Raw genomic sequence first — 16549 nt, forward strand, 5'->3', positions numbered from 1 at the left:
TGTGCTCACCCGCCGCCGGCGCTCACGCGATGTTGCTGATCCGCGGCCCGAGCTTGACCAGGAGGTCGACCCGCCGGGTCACGTTGAGCTTGCGGTAGACCTTGGTCAGGTGCTGCTCGACGGTGCTCACCGTGACGAACAGCTTGTTGGCGATCTGCCGGTTGGTGCTGCCCTGGGCGGCCAGCGCGGCGACCCGCCGCTCGGCGTCGCTGAGCGAGCTGAGAGCCTCCGCGTCAGGCTCGTCGGCCGCCTCCAGCACCGCGTCGTCGACGTCGGGGAGCAGCCGCTGGCGCAGCGCGTCCGCCTGGCAGTCGCCGGCCAGGTCGTAGGCCCGCCGGACGGTCATCCGGGCGCGGTGGAAGTCGCCGAGCGAGCGCTGCGCCTGGCTGAGGTCGGCCAGCGTGTGGGCCAGCTCCAGGCGGTCCCCGCAGGCGCGGAGCATCTCGGCGGCCTCACGCAGCAGCGTCGGGCGCTGCGAGAGCGGGGCGACCGCGGCCAGCACGCGCAGCGCGGCCGCCTTGGTCCGGCTCGGCTCCTGGCCCAGCTGCGTGAGCTGGATCTCGGCCAGCGCGCGGGCCTGTTCCGGCTGGTTGAGCACCAGGTAGGCGTGGGCCGCGTAGATGCGCCAGGGCACGAGAGCGGGCAGGTCGAGGTTCCAGCGGGCCATCAGGTCCCCGCAGGTGGTGAAGTCGTCCAGGGCGGCCTCCGCCCGGCCGGTCGCCAGGTAGTAGCCACCGCGTGCCCGCAGGTAGTACAGGCCCCAGACCGTCTGGAACATCGCGTCCGGCACCGGCTGGTCGAGCTGCCGGCCGGCCTCGGCCAGCCGGCCGCGCGCGGTCTGTGCCAGTAGCACGGTGCCCAGCGGGACGCCGACCGCGGTCGACCAGCTCTCGCGGGACATCATGCCGAGCGCGACCTCGGCGTAGCGCTGCGCGTCGGCCAGCTGGCCGGAGCGGAGCGCGATGTCGGCGCGGACCGCCATCAGCATGCCCCGCCAGGACGGCGCGCCGCGCTCGCCGGCCTGGGCCAGCAGGCGGTCGGTCCAGAGGGTCGCGGTCTCGAGATGGTCGGAGTAGATGAGGATGATCAGCGCCGTGGCCAGCGAGGCCATCGCGTCGCCGCGGAGCGGGGAGCGCGGAAGGGCCTGTTCGGCCGTGACCACCGCCGCGCTGTTCGGGCCCTTGGCCAGTACGGTCTCCAGGGCGTGTGCCAATGCGTCCCGGGTGCTGACCACGCCCTCGGCGCCGCGCCGGGACGCCCTGGGCTCCATCTGCTCGTCGTCGAGCAGGCCGGGATGGGTGAACCGGGCCCACACGGTGAGGAACCGGATCTCGGCGCTCTGTTCCGCGTCGGCCTCCAGCGCCGCGAGTTTGTCGAGCACCTCGACCGCCTCGGCCGTACGCCCCAGCCAGAGGAGGCAGTGCGCGGTGGCCACGCGCGCGGCCACGCTCAGCTGGCCGGCCCGGGCGGCGGCCGCGAGCTGCCCCAGCCGGTGCCCGGCGGCGGCCGGGTCGGTGCGCCACTCCGCCTGGAGCAACGCGACCTTGAGCCCGGCCCGTTCCACGTCGTCCGTCGCGCCGTCGTGCGCCAGCCGCAGCAGGGCGACGGCCAGCTCGGTGTCGCCGGCGCCGAGCAGTTCCTCGGCGGCGACGCTGAGCACCGGGCCTGCCCAGTCCGGGGTCCGCCCGGCCGCCAGCAGGTGCCGGGCGACCGCGAGCGGTGCCGACCCTTCCTCGTAGAGGAGCCGGGCCGCCCGCAGGTGCAGGTCGGTCAGGGCCACGGGCGGCAGCTGTTCGAGCATCGCCTGGCGGGTTCCCGGGTGTGGGAGCCAGCCGTCGCTGACCAGGCCGGCGCTCTCCAGGCCGGACAGCGCCCGGCGGGCGGCCGCGGTGTCGACCTCGGCCAGGCGGGCGAGCGTGAGCGGGCCGGCCGGCGGGCGCCTGTCGAACAGCGCGGTGGCGGCCAGGACCCGCCGGGTCACCGGGTCGCAACTCTCCACATACCGGCGGATCGCGGCGGTGTAGGCGGGACCGGGCAGGACCTGCCCGTCCCGGTCCAAGCTGGGCCCGCCGGAGTTCCGGAGGTCCGCGATCAGCGTCCGGGTCAGCAGCGGATTGCCGCCGGACGCCCGCGTGCAGGCGTCCACCAGCGCGTCGGTCGGCTGGTCGCCCAGGGCTTCGGCGAGCAACTCGCCGACCCCGCGCCGGGACAGCGGTGGCAGCGTGAGGTGGTTGCCGGATGCCAGCTCCATCAGCTCGGCGTACAGCTGCGGATCGGTCGGCTCCACCAGGTCGCCGCCGCTGACCACCACCAGGATCCGTGCGCTGTGGATGCGCCGGATCAGGTAGATCAGGGAGTGCAGGGAGAGCGCGTCGACGTGGTGCAGGTCGTCGACCGCCAGAAGCACCGGCGTCTGCTCGCTGGCGGTCAGCAACGCGGCGGCCGCGCTGGGCACCACACGGATCAGCTCGGCCTGGTTGGCGCAGTCGGCGTGGCCGATCACGACCGGGAAGTCGCGGCAGAACTGGTTGATCAGGCTGAGCGGCAGCTCCCGCTCGGTCCGGGCTCCGGTGGCCCACAGGACGTGGAACCCCGCGGCGGCGGCGCGCTCGGTGAACACGCGCAGCAGTGTGGTCTTCCCGCTGGCCAATGAGCCGCTGACCGCCAGGAGCCGGCCGTTGCCGGCCTGGCACTCCGCGAGCGCGGTCGTGAAACCGGCGAGCTGCTCCTGCCGTTCGACGACCACCAACTGCTCCTGCCGTTCGACAACCACCATGCGTGGTTCCTCCCCGAGGTCACACCCGTTATCCGGGGCCTGCTAATGCCATGCCGCCTTTCACCGCACCGAAAATAGGTTGTGCGGTATTCGGTCGGCTCGACGTAGTGCTCGATACATTTCGCCGCCGTCGCAGGAGGAAATGCTTTTGGATTCCTTGGGCGGCGGCGACAGTATGTCAGTCGGAAATTGATCGGAAGTTGACGCGAGCAAGTCAGCTGCGTGAACAGCGATCATGACCTGGCCTCGGCGTGGGCGTGCCGGCGCCGGTGGGCAGGTCGCACTGTGGACCGGTGACGGCAGCACCGGCCGGACAGGCCTTCCGGTGCTTCCAGACCCGGCGGCCCAGGCTCCGTAAGGATCGGCAGGGGTCGGATGACCACGCCTCGCAGGAGCCGCCCCGGCGGGCCCGGTCCGGGGCTCCCCAGGTATTCACGGAATTGACACGATCGCATCCGGGGCGTGAACAGGGGTGCTCTAGGGGTGGTTCTTTTTTCCCCGCCTTTAGCTTTCAGAAGATAGGGGATCTGCTGGGGTTGGCTCACTAAACGCTGCTCAGTAACGTGCCGCTGGCGTTGAGTAGTTGCCGGACAACGCGTTTACAGTCGCGTTTATAGTAAGGAAGTGGCGTGACGGAAAACGGGGCCGAAGAGGTTTGGCGAATTCCGATCGACCGCTCGCAGGCCCCGGCGCGCGAGCCCGGGCCGATCGACCTGCGGCGCAACTTCCTGCAGGCGGCCTACAGCGGCATCCCCACGTTCATGGGAGTGCCCGTCTGCCTCGACCAGGAGGACCTGCGCGCCGGCGCCGTCGACGTCGCGGTGTTCGGCGTGCCGCTGGACTCCTCATCCGGCCACCGGGGCGCCGCCTACGGCCCGCGCGCCCTCCGCTCCGACGAACGCTATCTGTTCAACACCCCCGAACTACTGGTCAACGCCAGCACCCGGATAAGCCCGTTCAACCTGCTCAAAGTGGTCGACTACGGGGACGCGGCGGTCGACATCTTCAGCGTCGAGAAGTCGCTGCCGTCCATCGCCGCGACCGTCCGCGAGGTCGCGGAGGTCGGGGCCGTGCCGGTGATCCTGGGCGGCGACCACTCGCTCATGATCGCCAGTGTCGGCGCGCTGGCCGACATGTACGGACCGGACAAGATAGGCGTCGTCCACTTCGACGCCCACCCCGACTGCCACGAGCACATCTTCGGCCATCGGATCACCCACGGCACCCCGATCTGGCGGCTGATCGAGGAGAAGAAGATCCCGGGCAAGAACTTCATCCAGGTGGGACTGCGCACGCCGACCGGTCCGGACGACTCGCTGTTCAACTGGATGCGCCGCGCCGGCCTGCGGACCCACTTCATGGTGGAGGTCGAGCGGCTGGGCTTCAACGCGGTGCTCGACAAGGTCATCGAGGAGGCCCTCGACGGGCCCGAGTTCATCTACCTGTCGCTCGACATCGATGTTCTCGACCCCGCGTACGCCCCCGGCACCGGCACGCCGGAGCCGGGCGGGCTGACCCCGCGCGAGCTGTTCCCGGCGTTCCGGCGGCTGTGCGCGGAGACCAACGTCATCGGGATGGACGTCGTGGAGGTCGCGCCGCACCTGGACCCGGGCTACTCGACCACGATGAACGCCCGCCGGGCCATCTTCGAGGGCCTGACCGGCCTGGCGATGAGGAAGGCCGGGATGGTCAGCACCGACTACGTCAACCCGATCGCCTCCGGCCAGCTGAAGTTCCCGCTGACCTGACTCCGTTCGCACCTCCACCCGCGGAAGGACGGCATCCGCCGATGACCGCCACTGTGTTCGCACCCGACTCCGCCCAGCCCCTGGCCGAACTGGAGCGGTCGGCCGCCGGCGTCGCCGGGGTCCTGGCCGACCTCGGCGTCCGCCAGGGAACCCGCGTGCTGTTCAAGGCGGACAACTCGATCGCCTGGGTCACGGTGCTGCTCGGCCTGGCCCACGCCGGAGCGTCGATCGTGTTCGTCGACCACCAGGACAAGGCCGAGGAGACCACGCGCATCCACCGGCTGACCCGGGCCGCGCTGTCGATCGTGGACGACGACGCGCTGCCGCCGGCCGAGGGTGAGACGGTCTCCGTCCACCAGCTGCTGGCCGCCGCCGCGTCCCGGCCCTCGCCCGTGCTGGACGGCCCCTTGGACCTGGACGTCTGGCGCGGGCTGCCGGACGGGCTGATCATGTGGTCCTCCGGGTCGACCGGCGTCCCGAAGGGCGTGGTGAAGACCGGCGCGCGGTTCCTGAAGAACCTGGAGCGCAACGCCGACCAGATCGGCCACCGCCCGGACGACGTCCTGCTGCCGCTGCTGCCGTTCTCCCACCAGTACGGGCTGTCCATGGTGTTCATCGCCTGGCTGGTGCGGTGTTCCCTGGTGGTCGCCCCGTACCGCCGGGTCGACCGGGCGCTGCGCATGGCCGGCGAGACCGGCGCCACCGTGCTCGACGCGACCCCGGCCACCTACCGCAGCATCTGGAACATCGTCACCCGGCGTCCCGACCCGATGGCCGACCTGCGCGGCGTGCGGCTGTTCTGCAGCGGCGCCGCCCCGCTGGACCCCACCCTGGTCGACCGGTACGTCGAGCTGTGCGGCAAGCCCCTGCTGGACAGTTACGGCAGCACGGAGCTGGGCAACGTCGCCTTCGCGACCGCGGACAACCCGGTGGCCACCGGCCGGCCGGTCGAGGGAATGGGCGTGCGGATCGCCGACGACGCGGGCATGGTGCTCGGCCCGAACGAGATCGGCGAGATCGAGGTCGACTCGCCGGACCTCATGGAGGGCTACCTCGATCCGACCGGAGCCCTGGCCCCGGTCGCCCGGGGCTGGCGGCGCACCGGCGACTTCGGCCGGCTGGACGAGTACGGCAACCTGTTCATCCTCGGCCGCAAGCTGGCCGTGCACCGGATGGGCTACACGCTCTACCCCGAGCAGATCGAGGTCCGGATCGCCGAGGCCGGCTGCTCGGCGAAGGTGATCGCGGTCCCGGACGACCGGCGCGGCAGCTCGCTGGTGTTCTTCGTCGAGGACGAGACCGGTGCGGACTCCGCGTACTGGCGGGAGCGGATCTGCGCGGTGCTGCCGGCTTACGAGCAGCCCAACCAGGTCGTCGTCCTGGACCGGCTGCCGCTCAACCGCAACGGCAAACCCGACCGGAAGGCGCTGGAGCAGCTGGCGGCCGGGCCGGTCGCCGAGAAGCCGGCCGAGGTGTCCGTATGACCGCCGCGATCGTCTTCCCGGCGCTCTCGCCGGTCCGCCGCAATGACCTCGGCACGTTCCTGATGATCCACCCGTTCGCGCGCCGGCGGCTCGCCGAGGCCGACGACGCGCTGGGCTACCACCTCGCCGACGCGCTGGCCGACGCGCCGCCCGACGACGACTACGCCGAACCGGTCCAGGTCGCGGTGTTCGTCGCGTGCCTGGCGCTGGCGGAGTGGGCCGAGGAGCGGCTCGGCGCCGCCCCGGAGTACTGCGTCGGCCCGAGCTTCGGGGAGCGGGCCGCGCTGGCCTACACCGGCGCGCTGCCCTTCGCCGACGCGGTCCGGCTGGTGGACGAGATCGCCCGGGTCGAGCGGCGCTACTTCGCCACCGAGCATCGTGACATCGTCACCCACTCGTTCGTCCGGGTGCCCGCGGAGCGGCTGGACGCGCTGCTGGCCGATCTGGAGTGGCACGAGATCTCCGGCCGGCTGGACGCCGACTTCCACATGGTGTCGCTGCGCGAGGCGGAGCTGGCCGGCTTCAAGGCGGCGATCAGCGCGGTCGGCGGGTATTCGATGTACACCATGCGTCCGCCCGCGCACGCGTCCCTGTTCACCGGGGTTCGCGCGCAGATGGAGCAGGTGTGCGCGCAGTACACCCTGTCGGCGCCGCGGATGCCGATCGTCTCCTACCAGGACGGCGCGGTGCTGACCGACCCGCAGGCGCTGCGGACCAGCCTGCTCGACGGGTTCGTCCGCCCGATCCGCTGGATCGAGGCCGTCCGGTCGCTGCGCGAGCTGGGCGTCGACCGGCTCTGGGTCGCCGGCCCGGACGCGATGTTCTCCCGGCTGCGCGCCACGGCCGACAACTTCGACGTCGAACTCTGCGACCTCCGACGGGCCCTGGTCCGCCCCCGCCGGCCCAGCACGACGTCCGGGTGATCTGCGTCCGGCAGCCGGCGCAGGCGGTTCCCGGGCCGGCGTCCAGAGGACATCCCCGTGGTCAGGATCGCCCCCCGTCCCTCCTTCACCAATTCGGAGTTCTGAATCCCTTTTGTCGGCGACGACTGCGATCATGCTGCTCACGTGATCAAAGGAGCGATGATGACAGAGCGTCCCGAGGAGTTCCGCTGGCTCTCCGACAGCGACCCACTGGGTGAGATCTACTGCGTGTCCTTCGTCCGGGGTCTCTCGCCGGACGAAGTCCTCCGCCGGTTCGGCGTGGACGAGGGCACCCTGGAGGAGGTGGCGTTCAACGAGCTGGAAGAGCGCTCGGTGGAGAGTATGAGGGACGACGCGGCCGGTTACATCGGCGCCGCGAAGATCGGTGACTGGACCCTGGTCATCGAACCGGGGGGATGGCAGATCGCCGGCGACTCCGAGATCGGCGGCCGGGTTTCGCGGGGAACCGAGGTCGTGTCGGTGTGCTGCCACGAGTACGCCTCGGACACCTTCGCCTACCTCGTCGGCGGCGAGCCGGTCGTCTGGTTCGACCCGATGCTCCCGGACGCGCGGTCGGGCAGCGACCCGGACCGCTTCGTCGAGGAGATGCGCGAAGCCGGCCTGGACCCCGAATACGACATCGACGATGACGACTCGCACATCGACTTCCCGATGGAGCGTTCGTTCGCCCTGGCGAGCAGGATCACCGGTCTCCCCTTCTCCCCAGAGATGCTGAAGCTGCGGTTCGTCGGCGCAGAACCCCTTGAGGACTGAGCGGGCAGATCCGCACGGTGACCGGGCTGTCGGTGGGCTCAGGCGCTCATGGCGAAGCGAGTCAGCGGCTCGTGCGCCTGGAGGGCGTCCATGTAGGGCTTGAGCCGCGTCAGAACCACGCGGGCGCGCCGGGTGATGTCCTCAGGTCTGCGCGAAACCGCGAGGAGGCATCCGGCCCGGCCGTGTCCGGCTCGCCTCCCGTCCCTTCGATGGCCGCGACCCGGTTTCCGACATCCGCACCTCCCCGTCCCGGGGCAGGTGAATCACGAGTCGCGGCGGGAGAAACCGAGACCTCCCGCCCCCAGCGCTACGACCACGTAGAACGCCAGGACCGCCATAGCCGCGGGAGGTGACAGTAGATACGCCGACTCGGCGCCCACGATCTGGGGAGCCAGGTTGGGAATCAGCACCGAGGCCACCCGCAGATGGAGGGACGCCGGCAGGAAATGCGCGAAACTCGGCACCACCAAGGTGAGCGCCACGATCACCGTCACCGTCGCGGCCGTCGACCGCAGGACCGCCCCGAGCCCCAGCGCCACGAGACCGGTGACAAGGGTCGTGATGGCCGTACCGGCCGCGGAAGGGATCGCGTCCCACCAGTGAGCCCAGGGATTGAGCGGCGCGGATCGGTCGCCCAGGATGAGTATGGCGACGATCTGTGACAGGCCCGCGAACAGCACGCCGCCGGCGAATGCGACGCAGGTGACCACCACGGTCTTGGCGGCCATCAGCATCCGCCGCTGAGGGACCGCGACCAGGCTGGGACCGAGGGAGCCGGTCGAGAACTCGGTGGTGACGGCCAGAGCACCGAGACAACCGATGAAGCATGCCACGACCGGCATGACGAGGACGGCTGGATCGGCGCTCTCGAAAGACGCCCGCTCCGCCGGTGAGGCCTGATCATAGGAGCCGACATGGATCATGAGGATGACCAGGCCGATCAGGGTGGACACGGCTGCTCCGGCCCAGACCGCCCACGTGGAGCGCACGGTCCGGAGCTTGAGCCATTCCGCCGCGACGGCGTCCTTCAGAGACGCGAGCCCGGACACGACGATCTCGGGCGAGGCATGCCTCGGCGGTACGGTCTGCAGCGTCACGAAGATCACTGGCTCCTTCTGCCGCCGGCGCGGTAATCGGCGGCCTCGTCGGGTGCCGGACGCGCGGCCAGAAGGTGGTGGACGGTGGCCGAGGTGAGTGTGCGGGAGCGAGTTCTGGGCCGGGCAGCCCCGAGGAGCCGTGCCTCGGGGCTGCCGCGCCCCGGGGGCCTGGGGAGCGCTGTCGGCAAGGCCCAGGGAGGCGCTGAGGATCAGGCTCCTCCGTTTGCATGGAGGTCGGCCCCGGCGATCCACTGCGCTCGTTCGGAAACGAGGAACGCAACGGCCTCGGCCACGTCCCGGGGGTCGCCTACGCGCCCCAGAGGAATGGCAGAGTACGCGTGTTGCGTGCTGCCTCCCATCGCCTCCATCACCGACTGCAGCAGCTCGGTCCCGCCGGGCGTCTCAACCATGCCGAGCGTGACGGTGTTGACTCGGACGCCGATCGGGGCAAGCTGAGCGGCCAGGCCCTTCGACCAACTGGCCAGTGCGGCCTTGGCCGCACCGTAATGGAGCATGGGCGCGGGCGGATTGGCCGCGACGCCCGACGAGATGTTGACGATGGAGGCTCGGCCGGCCTGCTGCAGCGCCGGTAGGGCCGCGTTTGTCACGCGCACCGCGGACAGGAAGTTGATGGCGAGGGAGTCCTCCCACTCCTCGTCGGGAATCCCACCGAAGTGCGCACGAGCGGCCCCCGCGTTGTTCACCAGGATGTCCAGTCCGCCAAGCGCCTCAAGTGCGGCGTCGACCAACCGGCGCGCGCTTTCGGCTGTCCGGATGTCCGCGCTGATGAACGTGGAGCCCTTCGGAGTCTCGTCGTTCCAGCTTCTGGCACTGGTGACGACGGTGGCACCACCGCTGATCAGACGCTGTGCGACAGCGGCCCCGACTCCTCGCGAACCACCGGTGACGAGCGCTCGCCGCCCGGCGAACTCTCCAGGGACAGGGGTGATTGGAATGTACATGCGCATGCCTTTCTGGGCACGATCAAGAGTTTGTTGAAATATAAATTATCATACTCAGAGTCTGATGAAAATCTGTCACCGCACCTGGCGTAGCCCCATCGGGCCTCACCCGAGTGGAGCCGAGCCTGGCCGAGGGTGGACAATGGCGACCCGGAGCCACTGCGCTCACAGGAGCAGGTGGCCCTCCACGGAGGCTTCCTGCCGCAGGATGACCGGGAGAATGGAGCAACGTGCCGGAGAGGTTAGGGAGCAGGGCGCCGTACCGCTCGGGCATCAGGGCTCAACAAGCCGCGAACACGCGCAGTGCGGTCCTCAAAGCCGCGGCGGAGCTGTTCACCACACGCGGTTATGCCGCGACCTCCGTGGATGCCATCGCCGAGGCCGCGGGAGTCAGCCGCTCCACCGTCTTCACGGCAGCGGGCGGTAAGCCATGGCTCCTCAAAACCGCCTACGACCAGGCGATCGTGGGTGACGATCGCCCCGAGAGCCTTGCGGAACGGCCCGAATCGCGTGCGATGCAGTCCCTCTCAGACGGCGCCGAGATCATCGCCGTCTACGCTGCCATCCTGGCCGGCGCAGTGGCACGCGTGTCGGCCCTTTACCACGTCGTACGGATGGCGTCCGACGCGGATCCGGACGTTGCCGCCCTCTGGCAGGACATCCAGCGGCAACGGAGAGCCGGAGCCGATCAGATCGTCGCCCTCCTGGTTTCTGCGGATGCCTTGTCGAAACATCTCGATGCCGACCATGCCGCAGACGTGATCACGGTCTACAACGACCCCGGCATCTACCACCACTTGGTAGGCGCCCGAGGCTGGACCTACGAGGCGTTTCAGGACTGGCTGGCTCGGGCTCTCGTCCGGGAGCTCCTGGACTGAGCAGGCGGCTCCCCCCTCTGTCCATCCCTTCCACCGTCAATCCCGCCGAAGCGGCAGCAGGCCGGCGACGGAGGCGTAAGTCCGGCTCGGCGTGTCCCCGCGCCTGTGAGATGACGATCCGATCGGCACGTTACCGCCGGCCCCAGCGGAATCGGAGACGTCGTCAAAGCCGCGCTTGTTCTCACCCATTTTGAACATGGCTACCCGACGCGAAACTCACTGAAATCATCCCGATGAGTGGCAGTGGATCTCTCAGAGGCGATCGGTAAAATGACCGCGTGACGATCCAGGATTTCAGTGAGTGGCAGTGGATCAACGAGCCCGCAAAATGGGCGGCGGGTGAGGACCTCCGGATCACCGCCGAGGCGCGCACCGATCTGTGGCGGATCACCCACTACGGATACATCTACGACACCGCCCACATCTTCGGCAGGACACTGCCGGGCGACCTGCGGGTGACCACGACCTTCCAGGCCTCCTACGCCGACCGGTACGACCAGGCCGGTGCCGTACTCCGGATCGACGAGAAGAACTGGATCAAGGCGGGCGTCGAGTACGTCGACAGGAAGATCAACCTGAGCGCCGTGGTGACTAGGGACTTCTCCGACTGGTCGATGCTCACGGTGTCCGAGCCGGTGGAGTCGGTGACCTTGGAACTGGAGCGCAAGGGTGACGCCGTGACCGTGAGGTACGGGCTCAACGGCGCGGCGCCGGTCACCATGCTCCGCTTCGCCTACTTCCCTCCGGAGGTCCCGGCACTCGCGGGCGTCATGTGCGCGGCCCCCAGGGGCGAGGGGTTCGAGACCCGCTTCACCTCGGTGACGGTCTCCTGACGCCACGGCGGACCTGGACGCCGGTGCGCGGCGGGGGAAAGAGCCATCCGCGGACCTCCCAGATCATGCGAGAACCACCACCTCGGCGCCTTGTCCGCATATAACCAATTTGCCAGTGGCATACAAGGCTCAGACACGCGGACAGCAAGAAGGCCGCTCTCCGAAGATCGGATAGCGGCCTTCTTGCCTGGTCAAACCGGGTGAGGCTACCAGGACTCGAACCTGGGACCTCTTCCGTGTCAGGCGATCGGAGTTCTGGCGGCTCGGCGCACGGGGCCGGCCCGGTTGGAGTCCGGGCCGGCCCCGTGTGGCGGGGTGGGCGTGCGTTACGGCGCGGGGACGCCGTCGAGGATGCCCACCGCGTCGGTGCCCGGGGTGACGACGAGCTTGCGGGTGAGGGTGTAGGAGCCACCCGCCGGCACGTCGACGTTGAACCGGCTCATCACCCAGTTGCCCGCGGCGTAGACGTCGAAGGCGCCGGCCGGCGTGCCGTAGACGAGACCGAAGACCTGCGGGTCGGTCCCGGTCATGCCGATGTACGGCTTGGTCGGGGTGTAGACCGTCGTCGCACCCGGCGCCACGACGCCGGCGCCCGGGATGACACTGGCCTGGCCGGCCGCGTCGTGGTCCATCGCGTCACCGGTCCACACGCTGAGCGGAGCCGAGCCGGAGTTGCTCAGCTCCGTCGAGACCGTGGCGAAGTCGTCGCCCGGCTTCAACGTGTACGTCGTCGCCGCCGTCAGACCCGTGAAGCCCTTGACCGGCCCGGCTACCCGGACGACGGCCTTGTCGCCGGTCGCCTGGACGATCTGGACGTCGGTCGCCGCCACCGAGCGGATGTCCCACGCGCTGGTGCCGGTCGGCTGGGTCGCCGAGACGTAGGGCAGGTTGATCCAGTCGAACTGGTCGGCCATGCCGCGGACGGCGATGTCGACCGGCTTGCCGCGGGTGCTACCGGAGAGCTGCGAGTCGTTGTAGGCGTCGGCGATCGCCATCGAGAGCTTGTTGTTCTCGAGCATGACGTCGCCGTAGCCCGCCTCGACCAGACCCGAGCCGATCTGCTTGCCGTAGCCCGCCTCGACCGTGACCGGGCTCAGTGCGACGTCGGCGACGCCGCTGCCCGCCGCCGGCACGGTGACCGTGCCGGTGGCCGTCTGGTAGCCCAGCTTGGACACCCGGACGTCGTACTGACCGGCCGGGGCCTTGACGAGGTACTTGCCCTGGGCGTCGGTGCTCGCGGTCGCGACCGCCTTGCCGGCCTGCTCGAGGGCGACCCGGGCGCCGGAGACGGCGGCGCCGCCCGCGGTGATCGTGCCGGCCGCGCGAGCGGCGTCCGGGACGGCCGCGTCGTGCAGGTCGATCTCGTCGGCCCATTTCGCGATGTTGCCGGTGGGGTCGCCGCCGGCGGTCGCGTAGTCGGTCAGGTGGTAGAAGCTGAACTGCTTGGTGGCACCGGGCGCCATCGTGGCGTCGTAGTAGAGACCCTCGACGTAGCCGTACGCACCGACCGCGGCCGGCGTGTCCAGTGCCCACGCGAGACCGTGGGCGGCCTGGCCGTTCGTGGTGGCCGCGTCCGCGCCGACGTAGACGTAGTTCCCGGTCCAGCCCGAGGTCTTCAGACCCGGGTTGACGCCGCTGACCCCGGGGATCCGGCCGTTGTCGAGCGAGCTGTCGGGGTCGATCATGTAGTTGAAGTAGCCCTGGTAGCCCGTCGTGCCGGTGTTGGTCAGCTTGACCGTCATCTTCACGATCGGAGCGTCGGGCAGGGTCTCGTAGCGGACCTGCGCCTTGATGGCCGGGTTCGCCCGGTACTGACCGTTGCCGACCACGGCGGCGCCGTCGACCGCGAGGTCGGGCAGGTCGAGCTGGTCGTTCGGCCGGTCCCACGAGTCGGGCGGCGTGAGGCTCGGACGCAGCAGCATCTCGCCCCAGTCGATGGTCTCGGCGCCGTTGGCGTCGTTGAGCATGATGTCCGACAGCGCGCCCTGGCCCAGACCACCGGCGAGGTTGTTACCGCCGACGCCGTTGTCGCCGGCGGCGTACGGCGTCACGGACGCCCGGATCTTGTCGTTGGCCAGGTAGTAGTACTCCTTGCCGGTGACGACGTCCGTGCGCGTGCTGCCGTTGCCGTAGTCCGGCGCGTACGTCGACTTGCCGGCGGTCGGGTGGACCACCTTGATCAGCTTCAGGTCGGCCGTCGCGTTGCCGGTGGTGCCGACCGTGACGCTGACCGCCGAGCGGTCGTCGGCGATCAGGCCGCGCTTGGCCGCCGTGACGGTCCAGGTCGACGCCGGCAGGCCGATCCGGTAGTGACCCTGGGCGTCGGTGCTGGTCACCACGGTGTCCTGACCGTCGGCGACGGCGGTGACCTTCGCGCCGGCGATCTCAGCGCCCGTCTCCGGGTCGCTGACCGTACCGGTCACGGTCGCCCAGCGCGGTGCGGACTCGCCGCCGGGCACGTAGGCGTAGAGGTTGCCGTCCCAGGCGCCCGCCACGACGGTGTTGCCGCTGACGGCCGGTCCGGCGCCCACCCAGGTGCCGATCTCGTGGCTCCACAGGATCTGGCCGGTGTCGGAGGCCAGCGCGTAGAACTTGCCGTTGTTGGCGCCGACGAAGAGCGTGTCGCCGGCCACGACCGGGCTGGACATGACGCCACCGTGGTAGATGTCGCCGGGCAGCGCCCGCTCCCAGATGACGTTGCCGGTCTTGGCGTCGAGGGCGACGACGGCACCGCTCGGGAAGCCCATGTAGACGACGCCCTGCTTGACGGCCGCGGCGCTCGGGGTCGAGCCACTCGAGACGAGCGAGGAGCGCGAACTGGTGTACGTCCACAGCGTCGCGCCGGTCTTGGCGTCACGCGCGATCATGCCGTTGTTGGCGCCGATGAAGACCTTGCCCTCGGCCGCGGTCGGCACGCCGTCCTGCCAGCTGCCGAGCGACTCGGTTCCGGTCCACTTGCGGGCGCCGGTGGCCAGGTCGTAGGCGAGCACGCGGTCGGCGGTCTCGTTGCCGACGTACACGGTGCCGTCCATGACGGCGGGCGTGCCGTCACTCATGGTCGCGCCGGACATCGGAGAGGCCCAGATCTGCTTCCCGGTGCGGGTGTCGAGCGCCTTGAGGACTCCCTGGCTGCCGATGCCGAAGCGGGTCTGGTAGGGCCAGAGCACCGTGTGGCCGGAGACGGCCGGCGAGTAGTAGCCGTAGGTGCGCTGGTTGTTCGGGGCCGGCGCCTGCTCGGGCACGGCCTTCCAGCGCAGCTTGCCGGTCTCCGCGTCGACGGCGTAAAGCTCCGAGCCGAGGGTCGGCGCGAAGACCAGGCCGTCACCGTAGGCGAGGCTGCCGTGGATCGACTGCGGCACCTCGGCGTTCCACAGCTCCCTGCCGTTTTTGAGCCGGACGGCGTGGATCCGGCTGTTGCCGTCGCCGTTCTCGTCGCGGGTGCCCGCGTAGACGACGCCGTCGTGGATGATCGGCGACCCGGTGAGGAAGGTGCCTTCGGTGCGGAAGCTCCAGGCGAGGCGGCGGCCCGCCTCCTGCGCCGGCGCGACACCGGAGTGGGACTGGTCGCCGTGGTGCTGGTCCCAGTCGCCACCGGCGACCGGCTTGAGCTCCGGCTCGTCGGTGAGGGTGAAGTCCGCCGACTTGGTCCAGGTCTTGCCCGCCGCGTCGACCACCTGCACGTCGATCCTGTGCGCACCGGGCTTCTGCTGGCTGTTGGGCAGGTTGCCCCGCCAGGTGAACTCACCGCTGCGGTACAGCGGCCTCCAGTTCTTGTCGCCGGCGATCTGGAAGCGCGCCGAGACGACCTCGTCGCCGGTGTCGTAGGCGTTGATCTGGACGTCCGGCATCCCCGCGGCCGGCACCTTCGAGCCCGGCGCGGGGTTGACGATGGTGAGGTGCTCGTTCTCGCCGTACATCCGGAACGGGTTGTCGAAGCCCGGGCCCGCCATGTGGATGTAGCGGAAGCCGCGGGGCGCGTTGTCGATCGTGTACGAGCTCGACACGGTCTGGATGTGCTTGGCGGTCGAGGCGAACGCCGATTTGTTCTCGACGTGGTTGGAGTGCTCGTGGCCGACCAGGATCAGCTGCGCCTTGTATTTCTCGAGCACGTCACCGAAGGCGTCGTACTCCGATGGCGAGCCGAACGGGACGTTCATCGGCTGGTGGGTGAGGACGACGAGCTCGATGTCGTTTTTCGGGTCGTCGTCGAGCGGAACGCTCGCGGCGAGGTCGTCCTTGAGCCAGTCGATCTCCTCCTCGAACGGTGCAGAGCCGTTGTTCTCGAGCACCACGAAGTGCCGGTTGCCGTAGTTGAACGAGTACCACTCCGGACCGACGTTCTTGCGATAGTTGTCGATCCTGTCCGCGTACACCGACCCGCTCGCGTACTCGTGGTTGCCGACGGCCGGCCACACGCCGACGGCCGACTGCTGGGCGCCGCGACGATACGTGTCGAACTGCCCCTGGCTGGCGTCGTTGGTGAGGTCACCGCTGACCGCGATGAAGCGCAGGTCGGTGCCGGTGGAGTTGATCTCGCGGATCTGGTCGGGCAGCTGTGCGTTGACGTGCGGGTCGGCGATGTTGGCCCAGGAGAAGGTGTCGCCGTCTGAGAGGTCGTCACGGACGAGCGCGAAGTCCGCGGTCGGCGTGGCGTCGTCGGCGAGCTGGCCAAGGTTCGCCCAGAACCTCGGCTCCTTGTACTGGTCCAGGCCGAACCGGTAGCCCCGCGGCTGGCCGGCCCACACGATGTCCGTCTTGCGACGGTCGGTGGAAATCGTCAGTGAGTAGGCGCCGTCGGCGGCGGTCATGGTGGCGACCTTGCCGTCGGAGACGCGCACGCCGGCCAGGCCGGCCTCGCCGGGGTTGCGCTGGCCGTCGCCGTTGGCGTCGACGTACACGACGCCGCCGACGGTGGCCTCCGGCGGGTCGATGGCGGCCGCCGCGTATGACACGAGCGGGCCCGCCACGACACTGGCGGCGAGCCCCAGCGTGGTGGCGTACAGGACGACGCGCGAGCGCGCGCGTGTCCAGGTTAACGCGGACATCGGGATCCTTCGGGATGAGGGAGGGAGGT

General features: G+C 69.9%; 10 protein-coding genes. 6 read left to right on the forward strand and 4 right to left on the reverse strand.

Annotation, left to right across the window (positions count from 1 at the left end; translation table 11 throughout):
• Nucleotides 1-22 precede the first annotated feature (22 nt).
• Nucleotides 23-2776, reverse strand: a complete 2754-nt coding sequence (locus CHC08_RS52535; protein WP_089211256.1) for a helix-turn-helix transcriptional regulator — start codon at nt 2774-2776, stop codon at nt 23-25.
• Between the two features lie 629 nt (nt 2777-3405).
• Here CHC08_RS52535 and CHC08_RS32750 point away from each other — a divergent pair.
• From CHC08_RS32750 to CHC08_RS32765, 4 genes are all read left to right on the forward strand, one after another.
• Entirely contained in the window at nt 3406-4524 is a 1119-nt protein-coding gene (locus tag CHC08_RS32750; RefSeq protein WP_089211257.1) for an agmatinase family protein, read from the forward strand.
• 41 nt (nt 4525-4565) lie between these two features.
• Complete coding sequence (locus CHC08_RS32755; protein WP_089211258.1) at nt 4566-6008, forward strand: class I adenylate-forming enzyme family protein; 1443 nt, start codon at nt 4566-4568, stop codon at nt 6006-6008.
• Nucleotides 6005-6931, forward strand: a complete 927-nt coding sequence (locus tag CHC08_RS32760; RefSeq protein ID WP_089211259.1) for an ACP S-malonyltransferase — start codon at nt 6005-6007, stop codon at nt 6929-6931. The genes CHC08_RS32755 and CHC08_RS32760 overlap by 4 nt, the downstream gene beginning before the upstream one ends.
• A gap of 162 nt (nt 6932-7093) precedes the next feature.
• Complete coding sequence (locus CHC08_RS32765; RefSeq protein WP_089211304.1) at nt 7094-7705, forward strand: DUF6461 domain-containing protein; 612 nt, start codon at nt 7094-7096, stop codon at nt 7703-7705.
• 263 nt (nt 7706-7968) lie between these two features.
• Here CHC08_RS32765 and CHC08_RS32770 read toward each other — a convergent pair whose 3' ends face one another.
• Complete coding sequence (locus CHC08_RS32770) at nt 7969-8802, reverse strand: ABC transporter permease (RefSeq protein ID WP_218825602.1); 834 nt, start codon at nt 8800-8802, stop codon at nt 7969-7971.
• 209 nt (nt 8803-9011) lie between these two features.
• Nucleotides 9012-9764 carry an oxidoreductase gene (locus CHC08_RS32775; protein WP_218825603.1) on the reverse strand — a complete coding sequence of 251 codons (753 nt, stop codon included), beginning with the start codon at nt 9762-9764 and terminating at the stop codon, nt 9012-9014.
• Between the two features lie 230 nt (nt 9765-9994).
• On the opposite strand from CHC08_RS32775, the gene CHC08_RS32780 reads away from it, so the two are divergent.
• Nucleotides 9995-10642, forward strand: a complete 648-nt coding sequence (locus CHC08_RS32780; protein WP_089211261.1) for a TetR/AcrR family transcriptional regulator — start codon at nt 9995-9997, stop codon at nt 10640-10642.
• Between the two features lie 278 nt (nt 10643-10920).
• Complete coding sequence (locus CHC08_RS32785; RefSeq protein ID WP_089211262.1) at nt 10921-11475, forward strand: DUF1349 domain-containing protein; 555 nt, start codon at nt 10921-10923, stop codon at nt 11473-11475.
• A gap of 326 nt (nt 11476-11801) precedes the next feature.
• Here the strand turns inward: CHC08_RS32785 and CHC08_RS32790 are convergent, their stop codons facing one another.
• Nucleotides 11802-16520, reverse strand: a complete 4719-nt coding sequence (locus tag CHC08_RS32790; RefSeq protein WP_089211263.1) for an outer membrane protein assembly factor BamB family protein — start codon at nt 16518-16520, stop codon at nt 11802-11804.
• Nucleotides 16521-16549 lie beyond the last annotated feature (29 nt).

Source organism: Streptosporangium subroseum (assembly GCF_900188345.1).
GTDB lineage: Bacteria > Actinomycetota > Actinomycetes > Streptosporangiales > Streptosporangiaceae > Streptosporangium > Streptosporangium subroseum.

What these genes read in the sequence shown, in the direction of transcription:
- CHC08_RS52535 (WP_089211256.1), bottom strand. Translation starts at nt 2,776, where the DNA reads ATGGTGGTTGTCGAACGGCAGGAGCAGTTGGTGGTCGTCGAACGGCAG.
- CHC08_RS32755 (WP_089211258.1), top strand. Translation starts at nt 4,566, where the DNA reads ATGACCGCCACTGTGTTCGCACCCGACTCCGCCCAGCCCCTGGCCGAA.
- CHC08_RS32760 (WP_089211259.1), top strand. Translation starts at nt 6,005, where the DNA reads ATGACCGCCGCGATCGTCTTCCCGGCGCTCTCGCCGGTCCGCCGCAAT.
- CHC08_RS32765 (WP_089211304.1), top strand. Translation starts at nt 7,094, where the DNA reads ATGACAGAGCGTCCCGAGGAGTTCCGCTGGCTCTCCGACAGCGACCCA.
- CHC08_RS32775 (WP_218825603.1), bottom strand. Translation starts at nt 9,764, where the DNA reads ATGTACATTCCAATCACCCCTGTCCCTGGAGAGTTCGCCGGGCGGCGA.
- CHC08_RS32790 (WP_089211263.1), bottom strand. Translation starts at nt 16,520, where the DNA reads ATGTCCGCGTTAACCTGGACACGCGCGCGCTCGCGCGTCGTCCTGTAC.